This window comes from Pseudomonas sp. Irchel s3f19, from assembly GCF_900187555.1.
Classification (GTDB): domain Bacteria; phylum Pseudomonadota; class Gammaproteobacteria; order Pseudomonadales; family Pseudomonadaceae; genus Aquipseudomonas; species Aquipseudomonas capeferrum.
Genome location: NZ_FYDW01000003.1, coordinates 375,691 through 391,170, shown reverse-complemented (window position 1 = coordinate 391,170; position 15,480 = coordinate 375,691). Strand labels below are relative to the sequence as shown.

Genomic DNA, 15,480 nt, shown 5'->3' with positions numbered 1-15,480 from the left:
AATGAACGATCATGTCGATTTCGTCGTCGCGCAGTGGGCGCAGGCGATGCCTTCCGTGGATGTTTCCTCCATGGAAATCTTTGGCCGAATGGCGCGTATCAGCAAGCACCTGGAGCGCATGCGTGCAGAAGCCCTGGCGCAGTATGGCTTCAAAGAGGGCGAATTCGACGTCCTGGCAACCTTGCGCCGTGCAGGGGCCCCCTACCGCCTGACGCCAACCGAGCTGTATCGCTCGTTGCTGATAACGTCCGGCGCGATGACCAACCGCTTGACGAGACTGGAAAGCGCCGGGATGGTCGAGCGCATTGCCGACAATCAAGACAAGCGCAGCTCCCAAGTGGCCCTCACAGCACAGGGCAAGGCATTGATTGATAAGGCAGTCCTTACCCATACTGAGATCCAGGAGCTGGTACTGGCCCCCCTGAGCGCCGAGCAGCGTGAACTATTCGCGCAGTTGTTGAAGCAAATGCTCGCTCATCTGCCAGGTGAGGGTGCGCCCAGGCAATGAACTGGAAAATTCAGGAGGAATTTTCATGCTTCACAGCAATTACCTGAAGCAATTGGATCTGCAGGACATCGTGGTGTTCATCAACCTGCTCGAACTGCGCAGCGCCAAGCGGACTGCCGAATTGATGAATATCAGCCAGCCCACCGTCAGTTATTGCCTGAAGCGCCTGCGCGGGTGCTTCGACGACACCCTGTTCTCGTCTTCGCAAGGGGTGTTGAAACCCACCACCAAAGCGGAAAAGATTGCGCCGTACCTTCGCGTGGTGGTCGAGTCCGTAAACCGCTGCGCCGAGGACGACAGCAGCGCCTCGCCACAAGCACAGCGCAAGATCTGGCGCATCTGCGCGCCCGAGTATTTCGAACTTTCCTTCTTGCCGCAGGCGCTGGCGGTACTGTCACGTACACACGGCAATACCTCGCTGCACCTCGATCGCTTAAGCCGTGACCTGCCGGTGGACCGGCTGATTTCAGGCGACATCGACATTGCCATCGGCTTCGGCCCGGGCTATCACCAGATGCACCCCGAGCTGCAATGGCAACCGGTGCTCAGTGATGATTTCGTGTGCGTGACCAGCCAAGGCATGCTGGCCAGTGAAGAGGCCATGAGCCTGGACGAGTTCTGTGCTTCGCCCCATGTGTTCCCGACACCGTGGATATCGGAAAAGAACATGGTCGACAGCTGGCTGGACAAGGTTGGCCGATCACGCAACGTGCTGGTGCGCGCCAATGGTTATCAGGCCTGCGTGAATATTGTGGCCGCCGTGCCAGCCACGGTGGCACTGCCCGCACGCCTGTTGCCGCACCTGCGCATCGCACCTGGGCTGAAGGTCTGCACACCGCCGCTGGGCTTCCCCAGTTTCACCCTCGACATGATCTGGTCGCGCGATCGCAGCGACAGCAAGGATATTTCCAGCCTGCGCGCACTGGTCGAAGCGGTGGCGCAAACGCTGTTGACGGAACGATGACCCCGCTTTATTAAATTTTCCCAGGGCGTTTAAATTTCTTAAAACCAGCAGCTTGTTCTTTTCACTTACTGTGAGGTTATCGGGTAGCGATGTTCTACCTGACCCACAGTTCAAGGAGGAATAAGTCATGCTGGCGCACGTACAATCCACGGTGTTTCCGTTCTATCGACAACCGACACCGTGCTACGGTTTCGAATGTATCTATGCCGTCGACCGCGCCCTGCGGGTAGGCGATTCGATCAACAGTGCGACACTCTATGAAGACCTCGCCCACAGTGGCGCCATTATCTACCGCGACTTTGCCGATACACTGCCGGACTTCAACGATTTCGTCAGCGCGCATTCCGCTCGCGTGACATTCGACCCTGCCCGCAAAGCCGCTACGGCCAACACGGCAGAAATCGAGGCCGGTGTGAATGAAATGGGGCTGCACCGTGAGAACGGTAACTTGCCATTCAACCCCGACCTGCAGTGGTTCTACTGCCTGGAGCCTGCAGCAGTGGGCTCTGAAACGACCTTGTGCGACGGCCAACGCGTACTGTTCGACTTGTCTGCGAAAACCCGAAAGTGTTTTGAGAACCGCGAGATTCGTTACAGCCGGCGCATCCCCTGGAACAATGTAAAACGTTTTCTGAGCATTGAACTGCAACTGCCCATCGATGACATCACCGACGAGCACTTGCACCAAGTCAATCAACAGGTCAGTGGCCAAACCTATCGCCGCATCGATCAGAACCTGATTGCGTCCGAACTGATTATCTCGGCGGTTGAAACCAGTTGCTTCAGCGGCAAGCAAGCGTTTTGCAATTCAATGCTCGGCCCCAGCGTCAACTATGAACCGCCGCTTATCACCTGGGCCGATGGCGAGGATATCGCCCTGGATATATGGGACGAGGTCAAAGAAGTGACCGCCCGCAATACGTATAGCCACTTCTGGCAGAAGGGCGACCTGGTGGTAATCGACAACACGCGCGTGATGCACGGGCGCCGGCGCCTGGATGACCCCTCTCGGCGCATATTCGGCGCGCAAAGCTATCGCATTGGAGGTATCGGCCAATGATCAGCCAAAAAATGCAGGACTACCTGGCCGCCACCCCAGACCGCGTAGTGATCAAGGAAATGAACGGTCGCGCCTACACCTTGCACGAGTTACGCCGTGACGTGATGCGACTGGCCAGTGCACTGGAAGGGCGGGTTGGCCGCTGCGAACGCAAAGTGTTTGGCATCGCCATGCGCTCTTGCTACGAGTGGGTGTACACCTTGTTGGCGATCCAAAAAGTAGGCGGTGTGTTGCTGCCGGTGCCCATCGAATTTTCCGACGACCAGATCGGCAGCCTACTGGGCAAAGCGGCGGCAGTGTTCGTCAGCGATGAGCAAACCGCCGGCCGCCTGCACGCTATTCTGCCGGACAAGGCGTGCTTCATCCCCGCGCAACTCATGCACGACACCATCGGTGACGAGTGGCGCCAGGAGGACGAGCTCATCCCGGACGGGATTGTTTCGATCATCCACACGTCGGGCACCACCTCCAAACCCAAAGGGGTGATGATCCGCGACGAGGCAGTCGGGCTGCTGGTCGATAACGTGATGAAGCGTCTGCCACAACAGCCGCTGCACTACTTCTCGATCGTCCCCATGAGTTTGCTGATCGAGCAGGTGCTGGGGGTGTTCATCCCGATTCTTTCGGGCGGCACGTTGACCCTCATGCCCGAAGGCATGACCGAATACGGCGCAGCCAGCGGCAACGCACGGCAGTACCTGCAGCTGATTGCGCCCAACCAGCCGAACTTCCTGTACCTGCCGCCCAAGCTACTGGAAGAGGCCAACCTGCTGCTCGAGCACTGCTCGGTCGAGGAACTGTTCGGGCCACAACGCCCGCACATCATCACCGGCGGCGCGAAAATTCCGGTGACGGTCCTGGAAGCCCTGGAGGCGCACGGCGTACAGGTGTTCGAAGCCTATGGCCTGAGCGAGAACTCTTCGATCATTTCGCTCAACTCACCGGCGCAACGGCGTATCGGGTCGGCAGGCACCTTGCTCGATGGTATCGAACCCAAGCTGGTCGACGGTGAACTGCTGGTCCGCACGCCGACCCTCTGTGCCGGTTACTACAACGCCGACGATACAGCCTGCGACCTGTCCGACGGTTATCTGCATACCGGCGATATCGCCGAATTTCGCGACGGCTTTCTGTACATCACCGGCCGCAAGAAGCACGTGATCATCCTGTCTACCGCACGCAACATCTCGCCCGAGTGGGTCGAGAACGTCTACAAGGAGAGCGCCCTGGTAGACGACATGATCGTCATGGGTGAAGGCAAGGACGAGCCCTGCGCCATCGTCTTGAGCAGCGCCTGCGCAGACTCGGTCCGCCAGGAAATGGCGCGCCTGGAGCACCGGCTCGCCGACTTTGCCAGGGTCAGGCAGATTCGCGTCATCGCTGACATCGCCACCTTCCGTGATCAGTTCTACACGGTCACGGGGCGGCCACGCAGGGCCGAGATCGAAGCCCGGTTCATCGACCAGATGTACGCCTGAGGAAGCCACCATGTACATCGTGCGTAATTTCTACAAAGGCCGACCTGGCTACCGATGCCTGCAGGAAGCGGTACGTGCCCACTACCTCAAGCACTATGGCGCGACGCCAGAGCCACAGCCCGATCTGTTCGTCTGCCTGACCGGCGCCAACGGTGGGGCCCCAGGTTATGCCTGTGCGGGGATCAGCTACGGCGATTCCGGCAAGCTGTTCAGCGAGTACTACCTGGACCAGAGCCTGGATGAGCGCTACCACATCGATCGGGCACGCATTGCCGAAGTTGGCGCGTTCGCCTCGTTTCATAGCGGTAGCGGGGCCGGGAAGTACCTGCTCAACAACGTGATCAAGACACTGGCCCTGCGAAATTTCGGCTTGGTGGTGCTGACCGCCACCGAGCAGGTGCGGCAGTTGCTGATCCCCCTCGTAGACACCCTCGAGGACCTGGGCGGTGCCGACCGCAACAGGCTCAGGGACCCTGGCGTCAATTGGGGCAACTACTACGACCACGGACCACGGGTGGTGGCTTCGCGCCTGTCTGCGCCGAGTACCTGGGGCAATGCCCCCGCCCTGGCGCTGAGCCAGCCGCATTTCACCTGCCAGGCATCCGCCTGACCACATCTGGCTCCGGGCATGGCCGTGCCCGGAGCACTGGAGGTAACCATGAACACAAGCAAGCGTTACGAGAATTTCATCGTGTTCCTTGCTCCCCTGATCAATAGCGTCGGGGGGATCGCCATCGACCTGTATGCGCCCAGCATGCCGTCAATCGGCCATGAGCTGGGCGCCAGCCCGTCGCTCATGCAGAACACCATCACCATCACCTTGCTGTTCTACGCCATTGGCCAGCTGTTTTTCGGCATCATGACCGATGCGCGCGGGCGCCGGCCGGCGGTAATCCTGGGCCTGGCGCTGTTCCTCAGCGGCAGCCTGCTGGCCACCTTCTCGACCTCCATCGAAATGCTCTTGGTGGCGCGCGCACTGCAAGGTTTTGCGATTGGTGCATGCCAAGTGGTTGCCCGTGCCTTGCTGGTCGATATCGTCAAGGGCCCGCGCTTCTATGTGGCCATTATCTATCTGAGCCTGGCGTTCGGCCTCGGGCCCGTCATCGCACCGTATGTGGGCGGCATGATCGAGGTCTACCTGGGCTGGCGCTACAATTTCGTCCTGTATGCGGTCTATGCCGTGATCGTGATGGCGTTCGTTTTGGCCGGGCTCAAGGAATCGCTGCCCGCCACTGCCCGTCGCAGTGCCATGCAAACCCTGGTTGGCTACCGGTGCATCCTGGCTGACGGGCGCTTTCGCTCGTCGGTAATTGTACTGGGCGCGAGTTTCTCGGCGTTTTTGCTGTGGAACGTGATCGGCCCGCATATCGTCCAGGAGCGGCTGGGCCACGACGCACAATACTTCGGCACTACGGCACTGGCGGTGGGCAGTTGCTATCTGGTTGGGACGCTGGTCAATCGCGCGTTGATCCGCAGGGTCCAGGCGGCCACGTTGATGTGGACGGGCATGCTGCTGTTCCTGCTCGGCGTGTTGAGCATCGCCGCCATGCCTGCTGGGTTGAACCTGGTCAGCATCCTGGGTGGCATCATGCTTGTCGCGTTCGGCCAGGGCTTTATCTTCTCCAACGCCATGGCCCGCTCCATGTCCCTCTTCCCCGACCGCGCAGGGGTGGCGGCCAGCCTGCAGGGCTGCCTGATGCTGGTATTCGGGTCGCTGGCTTCGGGTATCGTCAGTGCGCTGCCCTTGGCGTCGAACCTGGCGATCGCGGGCGTGTTCGCGGTGCTCTGGCTGATCTCGCTGTCGGGGATGCTGACGGTGCGCCTGCAACAGCGTCAAGCGTCGCCAGCCTGAGCCAGGTGTAGCCCGACAGGCTTGGATGATGTAACCGTATTGATTTCAATACATCGTATTGAAATCAATACACCCCTACTCCGTTGTGTATCTGCAAGGGTTTGCCACGACTAGCGATTTGGGCCGTGGATGTTCTGTATCGATTTCATTCCATCCCTATTTTCAACAGGCTTTAGAATATTTATCAAGCCATTGATTTATAAGCGTTTTATTTTATTGGCCACATTTTTGCTACAGGAAATCCAACAAGTGCGTGGCTAACCACGCCTACCGCCCTGCTTTCGAGGATTTCCCATGAGCGAGTTGCGTTTCACCGAAGATCACGAATGGCTGCGCGTTGAAGCCGACGGCAGCGTCACCGTGGGCATCACCGCCTTCGCCCAGAACGCCCTCGGCGATGTGGTTTTCGTGCAACTGCCGGAGCTGCAGCATTACGAAAAAGCTACCGAAGCCTCCACCGTCGAATCGGTCAAGGCCGCCAGCGGCGTGTACATGCCACTGACCGGTGAAGTAGTCGCCGTCAACCAAGGGCTCGAGGACAGCCCTGAGCTGGTCAACGAAGACCCGATGGGCGAAGGCTGGTTCTTCCGCTTCATCCCGGCCGACATGAGCGAAGTGACCGCCCTGCTCGACCAGGACGCCTACGACCGCCTGATCAAAGCCAACGACGACGCCTGAGGAACCACACCATGACCATCAACCTCGGCACCGCCAACGAATTCATCGCCCGCCACATCGGCCCACGCGCCGCTGACGAACAGGCCATGCTCGCCAGCCTGGGCTTCGACTCGCTGGACGCCATGACCGCTGCGGTCATCCCCGACAGCATCAAGGGCACCAGCGTGCTCGGCGCTGAAGATGGCCAGAGCGAAGCCGACGCCCTCGCGGCGCTGAAAGCCATCGCCGGCACCAACCAGCTGTTCAAGAGCTACATCGGCCAGGGTTACTACAACACCCACACCCCGGCACCGATCCTGCGCAACCTGCTGGAAAACCCCGCCTGGTACACCGCCTACACCCCTTACCAGCCCGAGATTTCCCAAGGCCGCCTGGAAGCGCTGCTGAACTTCCAGACCCTGATCAGCGACCTGACCGGCCTGCCGATCGCCAACGCCTCGCTGCTCGACGAAGCCACCGCCGCTGCCGAGGCCATGACCTTCTGCAAACGCCTGTCGAAGAACAAGGGCAGCCATGCCTTCTTTGCGTCGGTGCACTGCCACCCGCAAACCCTTGACGTGCTGCGCACCCGTGCCGAGCCGCTGGGCATCGACGTGGTGGTCGGCGACGAACGCGAGCTGACCGATGTCAGCGCCTTCTTCGGCGCACTGCTGCAGTACCCGGCCAGCAACGGTGAAGTGTTCGACTACCGCGAACTGGTCCAGCGCCTGCACGCGGCCAACGCCCTGGTGGCCGTGGCGGCCGACCTGCTGGCCCTGACCCTGCTGACCCCGCCGGGCGAGTTCGAGGCCGACGTGGCCATCGGCAGCGCCCAGCGCTTCGGCGTGCCCCTGGGCTTCGGTGGCCCGCACGCGGCCTACTTCGCCACCCGTGATGCCTTCAAGCGCGACATGCCGGGCCGCCTGGTAGGCGTGTCGATCGACCGCTTCGGCAAGACCGCCCTGCGCCTGGCCATGCAAACCCGCGAGCAGCACATCCGCCGCGAAAAGGCCACCAGCAACATCTGCACCGCCCAGGTGCTGCTGGCCAACATCGCCAGCATGTTCGCCGTGTACCACGGCCCCGACGGCCTCAAGCGCATCGCCCAACGCACCCACGCACTGACCGCCATCCTCGCCGCCGGCCTCAAGGCCATGGGCATCCAGGTCGTCGGCCAGAGCGCGTTCGATACCCTGACCCTGGCAACCGGCGAAGCCACCGCCAGCCTGCACGCGAAGGCCCGTACCCAGCGCATCAACCTGCGCCAGGTCGATGCGGGCCATGTCGGCCTGTCGCTCGACGAAACCACCGCCCAGGCGGACGTTGAAGCGCTGTGGCAACTGCTGGCCGGCGACCAGCCGCAACCCGATTTCGCCACCCTCGCCGCCAGCACCGGCTCGCTGCTGCCTGCCGGCCTGCTGCGCCAGTCGGCGATCCTCGAACACCCGGTGTTCAACCGCTACCACAGCGAAACCGAGCTGATGCGTTACCTGCGCCGCCTGGCCGACAAGGACCTGGCGCTGGACCGCAGCATGATCCCGCTGGGCTCGTGCACCATGAAGCTCAACGCTGCCAGTGAAATGATCCCGGTCACCTGGGCCGAGTTCGGCAACCTGCACCCGTTCGCCCCGGCCGAACAGAGCCAGGGTTACCTGCAGATGACCACCGAGCTGGAAGCCATGCTGTGCGCCGCCACCGGCTACGACGCGGTGTCGCTGCAACCCAACGCCGGCTCCCAGGGCGAGTACGCTGGCCTGCTGGCCATCCGCGCCTACCACCGCAGCCGCGGCGAAGCCCATCGCGACATCTGCCTGATCCCGTCCTCGGCCCACGGCACCAACCCGGCGACCGCCAACATGGCGGGCATGCGTGTGGTGGTCACCGCCTGTGATGCCCGTGGCAACGTCGATGTCGAGGACCTGCGGGCCAAGGCCATCGAACACCGCGAGCGCCTGGCCGCTATCATGATCACCTACCCGTCGACCCACGGCGTGTTCGAGGAAGCGATTGGCGAAATCTGCGCGATCATCCACGACAACGGCGGCCAGGTTTACATCGACGGCGCCAACATGAACGCCATGGTCGGCCTGTGCGCCCCGGGCAAGTTCGGTGGCGACGTTTCGCACCTGAACCTGCACAAGACCTTCTGCATCCCCCACGGCGGTGGCGGCCCGGGCGTCGGCCCGATCGGCGTCAAGTCGCACCTGGCGCCCTTCCTGCCGGGCCATGCGCAGCTGGAGAACCCGCAGGGCGCGGTGTGCGCCGCGCCGTTCGGCAGCGCCAGCATCCTGCCGATCACCTGGATGTACATCCGCATGATGGGCGGTGCCGGCCTCAAGCGCGCCTCGCAAATGGCGATCCTCAACGCCAATTACATCGCCCGCCGCCTGGAAGAGCACTATCCTGTTCTGTACACCGGTGGTAATGGCCTGGTCGCCCACGAGTGCATCCTCGACCTGCGCCCGCTCAAGGACACCAGCGGCATCAGCGTCGACGACGTGGCCAAGCGCCTGATCGACTTTGGCTTCCACGCCCCGACCATGTCCTTCCCGGTGGCCGGCACGCTGATGATCGAGCCGACCGAAAGCGAGGCCAAGGAAGAGCTGGACCGCTTCTGCGACGCGATGATCCAGATCCGCGAAGAAATTCGCGCCGTGGAAAACGGCAGCCTGGACAAGGACGACAACCCGCTGAAAAACGCCCCGCACACCGCAGCGGAACTGGTTGGCGATTGGGCCCATGGCTACAGCCGCGAGCAGGCTGTGTACCCGCTGCCGAGCCTGGTGCAAAGCAAGTACTGGCCACCGGTCGGCCGGGTCGACAACGTGTTCGGCGACCGTAACCTGGTCTGCGCCTGCCCGTCGATCGAGAGCTATCAGGACGCCTGAGGCGGTCTGTAGAACTTTGGGGCCGCCGCGCGGCCCCAAAAAGTTCAAAAGGAGGCACCACCATGTCACTGAGCGTCTTCGACCTGTTCAAGATCGGCATCGGCCCCTCCAGCTCCCACACGGTCGGCCCCATGCGCGCCGCTGCACGCTTCGCCGAAGGCCTGCGCCGCGACGGCCTGCTGGCCGACACGGTCAGCGTCAAGGCCGAGCTGTATGGCTCACTCGGCGCCACCGGCAAGGGCCACGGCAGCGACAAGGCGGTATTGCTTGGCCTGGAAGGCGAGCACCCCGATACCGTCGACACCGAATCCATCCCCGCCCGCCTGCAGGCGATCCGTGACAGCGGCCGCCTGCGCCTGCTCGGCGAGCACGAAATCGACTTCATCGAAAAACAGCACCTGGCGATGATCCGCAAGCCACTGGCCTATCACCCCAACGGCATGATCTTCCGCGCCTTGGACAGTGCCGGTTTGCAAATTCGCAGCCGCGAGTACTACTCGGTGGGCGGCGGTTTCGTGGTCGACGAAGAGGCTGCGGGGCACGACCGCATCGTCGAGGACAGCACGGTACTCACCTACCCGTTCACAACCGCCAAGCAATTGCTCGGGCACTGCACTGCACACCATCTGTCGGTGAGCCAGGTGATGCTGGCCAATGAGGCGGCCTGGCGCCCCGAGGCCGAAACCCGCGCCGGCCTGCTGCGGATCTGGCAGGTGATGCAGGATTGCGTCGAGGCCGGTTACCGGCATGAGGGCATTCTGCCAGGCGGGCTCAAGGTCAAGCGCCGGGCCCCGGCGTTGTACCGCCAGCTCAGCCAACACCCGGAAGCCAGCCTGCGCGATGCCCTGTCGGTGCTGGACTGGGTGAACCTCTATGCCCTGGCGGTCAACGAGGAAAATGCCTACGGCGGGCGCGTGGTCACTGCGCCGACCAACGGTGCAGCGGGCATCGTCCCGGCGGTACTGCACTACTACATGCGCTTCGTCCCAGGCGCCAGCGAAGACGGCGTGGTGCGCTTTCTGCTCACGGCGGCGGCAATCGGCATCCTCTACAAGGAAAACGCCTCCATCTCGGGTGCCGAAGTCGGCTGCCAGGGCGAGGTCGGCGTGGCCTGCTCGATGGCTGCCGGGGCCCTGTGCGAAGTCATGGGCGGTACCGTGCAACAGGTGGAGAACGCCGCCGAGATCGGCATGGAACACAACCTGGGCCTGACCTGCGACCCAATCGGCGGGCTGGTCCAGGTGCCCTGCATCGAGCGCAACGCGATGGGCTCGGTGAAGGCGATCAACGCCGTGCGCATGGCCTTGCGCGGCGACGGGCAGCACTTCGTGTCGCTCGACAAGGTTATCCGCACCATGCGCCAGACCGGCGCCGACATGAAAAGCAAATACAAGGAGACCGCCCGCGGCGGTCTGGCCGTCAACATCATCGAATGTTGACCCGATAACAACACCAAGGAGTCACCGATGTCCGAAACACTGCTCAAGACCCCGCTGCACGCCCTGCACCTGGAGCTGGGTGCGCGCATGGTGCCGTTTGCCGGCTATGACATGCCGGTGCAGTACCCGCTGGGCGTGCTCAAAGAGCACCTGCACACCCGTGAGCAGGCCGGCCTGTTCGACGTCTCGCACATGGGCCAGATCATCCTGCGTGGCAGCGATGCGGCCCAGGCACTGGAAAGCCTGGTGCCGGTGGATATCGTCGACCTGCCAGTGGGCACGCAGCGCTATGCCATGTTCACCAACGAGCAAGGCGGCATCCTCGACGACCTGATGGTCGCCAACCTCGGTGACGACGTGCTGTTCCTGGTGGTCAACGCCGCCTGCAAGGACCAGGACCTGGCCCACCTGCAAAAACACATCGGCAGCCGCTGCGAGATTGAGCCGCTGTTCGAGGCCCGCGCCCTGCTGGCCCTGCAAGGGCCGGCTGCGGTCAAGGTGCTGGAGCGCCTGGCCCCGGAAGTGGCCGGCATGACTTTCATGCAGTTCCGCCCGGTGACCTTGCTGGGTGAAGCCTGCTACGTCAGCCGCTCGGGCTATACCGGTGAGGACGGTTACGAGATCTCGGTGCCGGCCAATGCCGCCGATGCGCTGGCCAGACGCCTGCTGGCCGAGCCAGAGGTGCAACCGATCGGCCTGGGGGCGCGTGACTCGCTGCGCCTGGAAGCCGGCCTGTGCCTGTACGGCCACGACATGAACACCGCAACCACGCCGATCGAGGCCAGCCTGCTGTGGGCCATCTCGAAAGTGCGCCGCGCCGACGGTGCCCGCGCCGGTGGTTTCCCGGGTGCCGAGGCGATCTTCGCGCAACAGCAACAGGGCGTAGCACGCAAGCGCGTCGGCCTGCTGCCGCAGGAACGCACGCCGGTACGTGAAGGTGCACCGATCGTCGATGCAGCCGACCAGCCAGTGGGCGAAGTATGCAGCGGTGGCTTTGGCCCAACACTCGGCGCCCCTGTCGCAATGGGCTATATCGACAGCGAACATACCGCACTAGACACACCACTGTTTGCACTTGTACGCGGCAAGAAGGTGGCCTTGAAAGTCAGCAAAATGCCTTTCGTGGCACAACGTTACTACCGCGGCTGAAAGCAAGACGTGAAGTGTTTGAACAGGTTTGTCATATTCGATTTCGAACCTGTTCAATAACGAATGAACATGGCGCCAGCCCAGGCGCCATGCCGTTTCCGACAAATCGTTCGGCTATCGGCGAAAGCCCGTTTTTGCAGACGAGCAAGGGCTTGTTTTTTTCTCGGGAGTTGGCGTAGAGTCACTGCACTGTGTTTGCATGGGTCGCAACAGTTCGTGACCTGGGCCAGTAGCCGCGATCTGCTACAACCCGTTCGACGTCTCTTACTTTCCAGCAACCCAGCCCAGTAAGCTTTCATGCCAATTCGACATGAAAGTCACTGTTATCAAATTAATAGATTCATAGGAAATAAGAAAATGGCACAGCGTCAGAACGGTACCGTCAAGTGGTTCAATGACGAGAAAGGTTACGGTTTCATCACCCCAGAGAGCGGTCCGGATCTGTTCGTGCACTTCCGTGCCATTCAGGGCAACGGCTTCAAAAGCCTGAAAGAAGGCCAGAAGGTTACCTTCGTAGCCGTTCAGGGCCAAAAAGGCATGCAGGCTGACGAAGTCCAGCCAGAAGCCTGATAATCCATAAAAAAGAGCCCTTGCGTTGACGCGCAGGGGCTTTTTTTTGCCTGCAGTTCCCTAGAATGAGCCTTTGCCATCTGGAGCTGCTGCGCAATGTCCAAGCCCCCCCTCATGCCTCAGGGTAACTTTCCACCTGCCGGGCTAGGCCGCCGCCTGGCGGCGATGTTCTATGACTTCCTGCTGTGCACTGCCCTGGTGATCGTGACGGCGGGCGCGTACAAGATGATCCAGATGGCAATCATCGGTGAGGCCCGCATGCGTGCGCTGACCGACGCTGGTGCGCTGGATGGCGACCCGCTGTTGTCGACGATCCTGCTGTTCGCGCTATTCGGTTTCTTTGCCAAGTTCTGGACCCATGGCGGGCAGACACTGGGCATGCAGGTATGGGGCGTGCGCGTGCAGAACGCCGATGGCAGTGCCATCAGCCTGTGGCAGGCGCTGTTGCGCTTCGTGGTCTCGATCGCTTCGTGGCTGTGCCTGGGCCTGGGGTTTTTCTGGGCGTTGATCGACAAGCGCAAACGCGGCTGGCATGACATCTATTCCGAGACCCAGCTGGTGCGGGTACCCAAGCAGAAGAAATGAAAAAGCCGACCCTGAGGTCGGCTTGTGTGCATCGTTCAGGTCATCAACCTGCTCGGCGTAGTAACCACACCCCTGCCAGTGCACACACCGCGGCCGGTATCACCACTGCCAGCAGCGGCGGGAAGCCGAACACCTGGCTTGAAGGGCCAAGCAAGTCCTGGGCGATGCGGAACACGAAGCCCACCAGCACGCCGGTGAACACCCGCTGGCCCAAGGTTACAGAACGCAGCGGGCCGAAGATGAAGGAAATAGCCATCAACACCAGCGCTGCGGTTACCGCAGGCTGCAGCACCTTGGTCCAGAACGCCAGCCAGTAGCGGGCGTTGTTCAAGCCCTGGTCCGACAGGTAGTGGATGTAATCCCAAAGCCCGGTGATCGACAGCGACTCCGGGGCCAGGATCACGGTATTGAGCAGTTGCGGCGTGACCGAAACGTCCCAGCGCTCTTGCGGCGTCGTCACCACTTCGGTGTGGTCGCCACGGAAATACGTGGTGCGCACATCGCTTAGCAGCCAGTGGTCGTCGTTGTACTGCGCCCGACGGGCAAAGCTGGAAGTGACGATCTTGCGCTCGTCGTCGAAGCGGTAGCGGGTCACGCCCAGCAACAGGCCATTGGGCTGCACGGCGTTGATGTGCACGAACTCCTCGCCCTGGCGGTGCCACATACCCCGCTTGGAGCTCTGCGCTTCACCACCGCCCTGAGCCAGCGAACGGTCTGCCTGGGCCTTGTTTTCGGTAACCGGCGCCACGTACTCGCCAATCAGCACACCCACCAGCATCAGCACCAGCATCGGCTTCATCACCGCCCAGACGATGCGGCCGATGGAAACCCCCGCCGCACGCATGATGGTCAGTTCGCTGCTGCTGGCCAGGCTGCCCAGGCCGATCAGGCAACCGATCAGCGCCGCCATCGGCAGCATTTCATACAAGCGCCGGGGTGCGGTCAGCAGCACGAAGTTGCCCGCTTCCATGACCGTGTAGGTGTCGCTCAGGTCGCTCATCTCATCGATGAAGGCGAACAGCGAGGCCAGGCCGAGGATGATCCCCAGCACGGCCAGAATGGCCATCAGCACGCTTTGGCCGATGTAACGATCCAGCTTACCCATGGGCCACCTCCGCACGACGTGCGGCGCGCTTCAGGCGCAGCGGCTCCCAGTACATCAGCCCAAGGCCGATCAGCAGGAACAGCCCGTGCACCCACCACATGCCCAGGGCGATCGGCAGTTTGCCCTTCTCGAGGGCGCCGCGTACGGAAATCAGCATTGTCAGGTAGGCCATGTACAGAAGAATCGCCGGCAGCAATTTGAGGAAGCGGCCCTGGCGCGGGTTGACCCGCGACAGCGGCACCGCCAGCAGGGTCACGACGAAGACCAGAATCGGCAACGACAGCCGCCATTGCAGCTCGGCACGTTCGCGCAAGCCCTTCTGGCCGATCAGCTGCGAGGTGGGGATGGCCTCACGCTCGGTCACTTCTTCGCTGACTTCAGGCTTGGGCAGCAGTACACCGTAGGTGTCGTACTTGATCGCACGGTAATCGGCCTGGCCCGGGTTGCCGTCGTAGCGGTAGCCGTTTTCGAGAATCAGGTAGCGGTTGCCGTCGGCCTGGATTTCCTGGTGGCCTTTTTCGGAAACCAGCACGGACGGCGCCCGGTCCTTGGTCTTGTCCTGGTTGAAGCGCTTTTCGGAGATGAACACCCCGGCCAGGTTGACGCGATCGTCCGACAGCTCTTCGGTGTAGGTCACCCGCGAGCCATCGCGCAGGGTCTGGAAGCGCCCCGGCACCAGGGTATCGAACTCGGTCAGGGCATCCTGCTGGCTGATGATCTGCTGCACCTGGGCAACGCCCAGCGGCGCCAGGCTCAGGCTCAGCCAGGCGACCAGCAAGGCGACCAGGGCAGCCGGCGCCATGGTCATGCCAAGCAGGCGCTGCTGGCTCATGCCCGTGGCCGAAAGCACGGTCATCTCGCTTTCCAGGTACAAGCGGCCATACGCCAGGAGGATGCCGAGAAACAGCCCCAACGGCAGGATCAGCTGCAAGAAGCCCGGCAGGCGGAAGCCCATGATCAGGAACAGCACGCTCGGGTCGAGCACGCCCTGGGCGGCCTGGGCCAGGTACTTGATGAAGCGCCCGCTCATGATGATCACCAGCAGCACTGCGCTGACGGCGCTCAAGGTCACCAGGACCTCGCGGGAGAGATAACGAAAGACGATCAAACCAGACACTCCTGGGTTGTCAGGGCGGACTGCCAAACAATGGCGCCAAACAATGACTTAGTACAGCCAAGACCAATGCCGGTTCGCCATAGGCGAACCTCCATGTAAAGTGCGCGC

At 62.1% G+C, this 15,480-nt stretch carries 14 protein-coding genes; 12 read left to right on the top strand and 2 right to left on the bottom strand.

Annotation, left to right across the window (positions count from 1 at the left end):
* The first annotated feature begins 1 nt into the window (after position 1).
* From CKW22_RS09725 to CKW22_RS09670, 12 genes are all read left to right on the top strand, one after another.
* Positions 2–508, top strand: coding sequence for a MarR family winged helix-turn-helix transcriptional regulator (locus CKW22_RS09725; RefSeq protein WP_033701052.1), 507 nt, complete (start codon positions 2–4; stop codon positions 506–508).
* A gap of 25 nt (positions 509–533) precedes the next feature.
* Positions 534–1,472, top strand: a complete 939-nt coding sequence (locus CKW22_RS09720) for a LysR family transcriptional regulator (protein WP_033701053.1) — start codon at positions 534–536, stop codon at positions 1,470–1,472.
* 127 nt (positions 1,473–1,599) lie between these two features.
* A complete protein-coding gene (locus tag CKW22_RS09715; RefSeq protein WP_095064056.1) occupies positions 1,600–2,532 on the top strand; it encodes a TauD/TfdA family dioxygenase in 933 nt (310 codons plus the stop codon).
* On the top strand, positions 2,529–4,010 hold the full coding sequence (locus CKW22_RS09710; protein ID WP_095064055.1) for an AMP-binding protein: 1,482 nt from the start codon (positions 2,529–2,531) through the stop codon (positions 4,008–4,010). Before CKW22_RS09715 ends, CKW22_RS09710 begins: the two co-directional genes overlap by 4 nt.
* Before the next feature lie 10 nt (positions 4,011–4,020).
* The gene (locus tag CKW22_RS09705) at positions 4,021–4,620 is read left to right on the top strand and encodes a thermostable hemolysin (RefSeq protein ID WP_050506133.1); all 600 of its coding nucleotides are present in this window, start codon (positions 4,021–4,023) and stop codon (positions 4,618–4,620) included.
* Between the two features lie 48 nt (positions 4,621–4,668).
* On the top strand, positions 4,669–5,862 hold the full coding sequence (locus CKW22_RS09700) for a multidrug effflux MFS transporter (RefSeq protein ID WP_033701055.1): 1,194 nt from the start codon (positions 4,669–4,671) through the stop codon (positions 5,860–5,862).
* 294 nt (positions 5,863–6,156) lie between these two features.
* Entirely contained in the window at positions 6,157–6,540 is a 384-nt protein-coding gene (gcvH, locus tag CKW22_RS09695) for a glycine cleavage system protein GcvH (protein ID WP_033701056.1), read from the top strand.
* Between the two features lie 11 nt (positions 6,541–6,551).
* Entirely contained in the window at positions 6,552–9,407 is a 2,856-nt protein-coding gene (gene gcvP / locus CKW22_RS09690; RefSeq protein WP_095064054.1) for an aminomethyl-transferring glycine dehydrogenase, read from the top strand.
* A gap of 62 nt (positions 9,408–9,469) precedes the next feature.
* A complete protein-coding gene (locus tag CKW22_RS09685) occupies positions 9,470–10,846 on the top strand; it encodes an L-serine ammonia-lyase (RefSeq protein ID WP_033701059.1) in 1,377 nt (458 codons plus the stop codon).
* Between the two features lie 27 nt (positions 10,847–10,873).
* Positions 10,874–11,995, top strand: coding sequence for a glycine cleavage system aminomethyltransferase GcvT (gene gcvT / locus CKW22_RS09680; RefSeq protein WP_047581437.1), 1,122 nt, complete (start codon positions 10,874–10,876; stop codon positions 11,993–11,995).
* 357 nt (positions 11,996–12,352) lie between these two features.
* On the top strand, positions 12,353–12,565 hold the full coding sequence (locus tag CKW22_RS09675) for a cold-shock protein (protein ID WP_033701061.1): 213 nt from the start codon (positions 12,353–12,355) through the stop codon (positions 12,563–12,565).
* A gap of 96 nt (positions 12,566–12,661) precedes the next feature.
* Complete coding sequence (locus CKW22_RS09670) at positions 12,662–13,150, top strand: RDD family protein (protein ID WP_047581435.1); 489 nt, start codon at positions 12,662–12,664, stop codon at positions 13,148–13,150.
* Positions 13,151–13,193: 43 nt separating this feature from the next.
* Here the strand turns inward: CKW22_RS09670 and lptG are convergent, their stop codons facing one another.
* Positions 13,194–14,255, bottom strand: a complete 1,062-nt coding sequence (lptG, locus tag CKW22_RS09665) for an LPS export ABC transporter permease LptG (protein ID WP_033701064.1) — start codon at positions 14,253–14,255, stop codon at positions 13,194–13,196.
* Positions 14,248–15,363: an LPS export ABC transporter permease LptF gene (lptF, locus tag CKW22_RS09660; RefSeq protein ID WP_095064053.1), complete on the bottom strand. Its 1,116-nt coding sequence runs from the start codon at positions 15,361–15,363 to the stop codon at positions 14,248–14,250. The genes lptG and lptF overlap by 8 nt, the downstream gene beginning before the upstream one ends.
* Between the last annotated feature and the right edge of the window lie 117 nt (positions 15,364–15,480).

Excerpts from the sequence above, each read along its gene's own strand:
- CKW22_RS09725 (WP_033701052.1), top strand. The coding sequence starts at position 2 with ATGAACGATCATGTCGATTTCGTCGTCGCGCAGTGGGCGCAGGCGATG.
- CKW22_RS09720 (WP_033701053.1), top strand. The coding sequence starts at position 534 with ATGCTTCACAGCAATTACCTGAAGCAATTGGATCTGCAGGACATCGTG.
- CKW22_RS09715 (WP_095064056.1), top strand. The coding sequence starts at position 1,600 with ATGCTGGCGCACGTACAATCCACGGTGTTTCCGTTCTATCGACAACCG.
- CKW22_RS09710 (WP_095064055.1), top strand. The coding sequence starts at position 2,529 with ATGATCAGCCAAAAAATGCAGGACTACCTGGCCGCCACCCCAGACCGC.
- CKW22_RS09705 (WP_050506133.1), top strand. The coding sequence starts at position 4,021 with ATGTACATCGTGCGTAATTTCTACAAAGGCCGACCTGGCTACCGATGC.
- CKW22_RS09700 (WP_033701055.1), top strand. The coding sequence starts at position 4,669 with ATGAACACAAGCAAGCGTTACGAGAATTTCATCGTGTTCCTTGCTCCC.
- gcvH (WP_033701056.1), top strand. The coding sequence starts at position 6,157 with ATGAGCGAGTTGCGTTTCACCGAAGATCACGAATGGCTGCGCGTTGAA.
- gcvP (WP_095064054.1), top strand. The coding sequence starts at position 6,552 with ATGACCATCAACCTCGGCACCGCCAACGAATTCATCGCCCGCCACATC.
- CKW22_RS09685 (WP_033701059.1), top strand. The coding sequence starts at position 9,470 with ATGTCACTGAGCGTCTTCGACCTGTTCAAGATCGGCATCGGCCCCTCC.
- gcvT (WP_047581437.1), top strand. The coding sequence starts at position 10,874 with ATGTCCGAAACACTGCTCAAGACCCCGCTGCACGCCCTGCACCTGGAG.
- CKW22_RS09675 (WP_033701061.1), top strand. The coding sequence starts at position 12,353 with ATGGCACAGCGTCAGAACGGTACCGTCAAGTGGTTCAATGACGAGAAA.
- CKW22_RS09670 (WP_047581435.1), top strand. The coding sequence starts at position 12,662 with ATGTCCAAGCCCCCCCTCATGCCTCAGGGTAACTTTCCACCTGCCGGG.
- lptG (WP_033701064.1), bottom strand. The coding sequence starts at position 14,255 with ATGGGTAAGCTGGATCGTTACATCGGCCAAAGCGTGCTGATGGCCATT.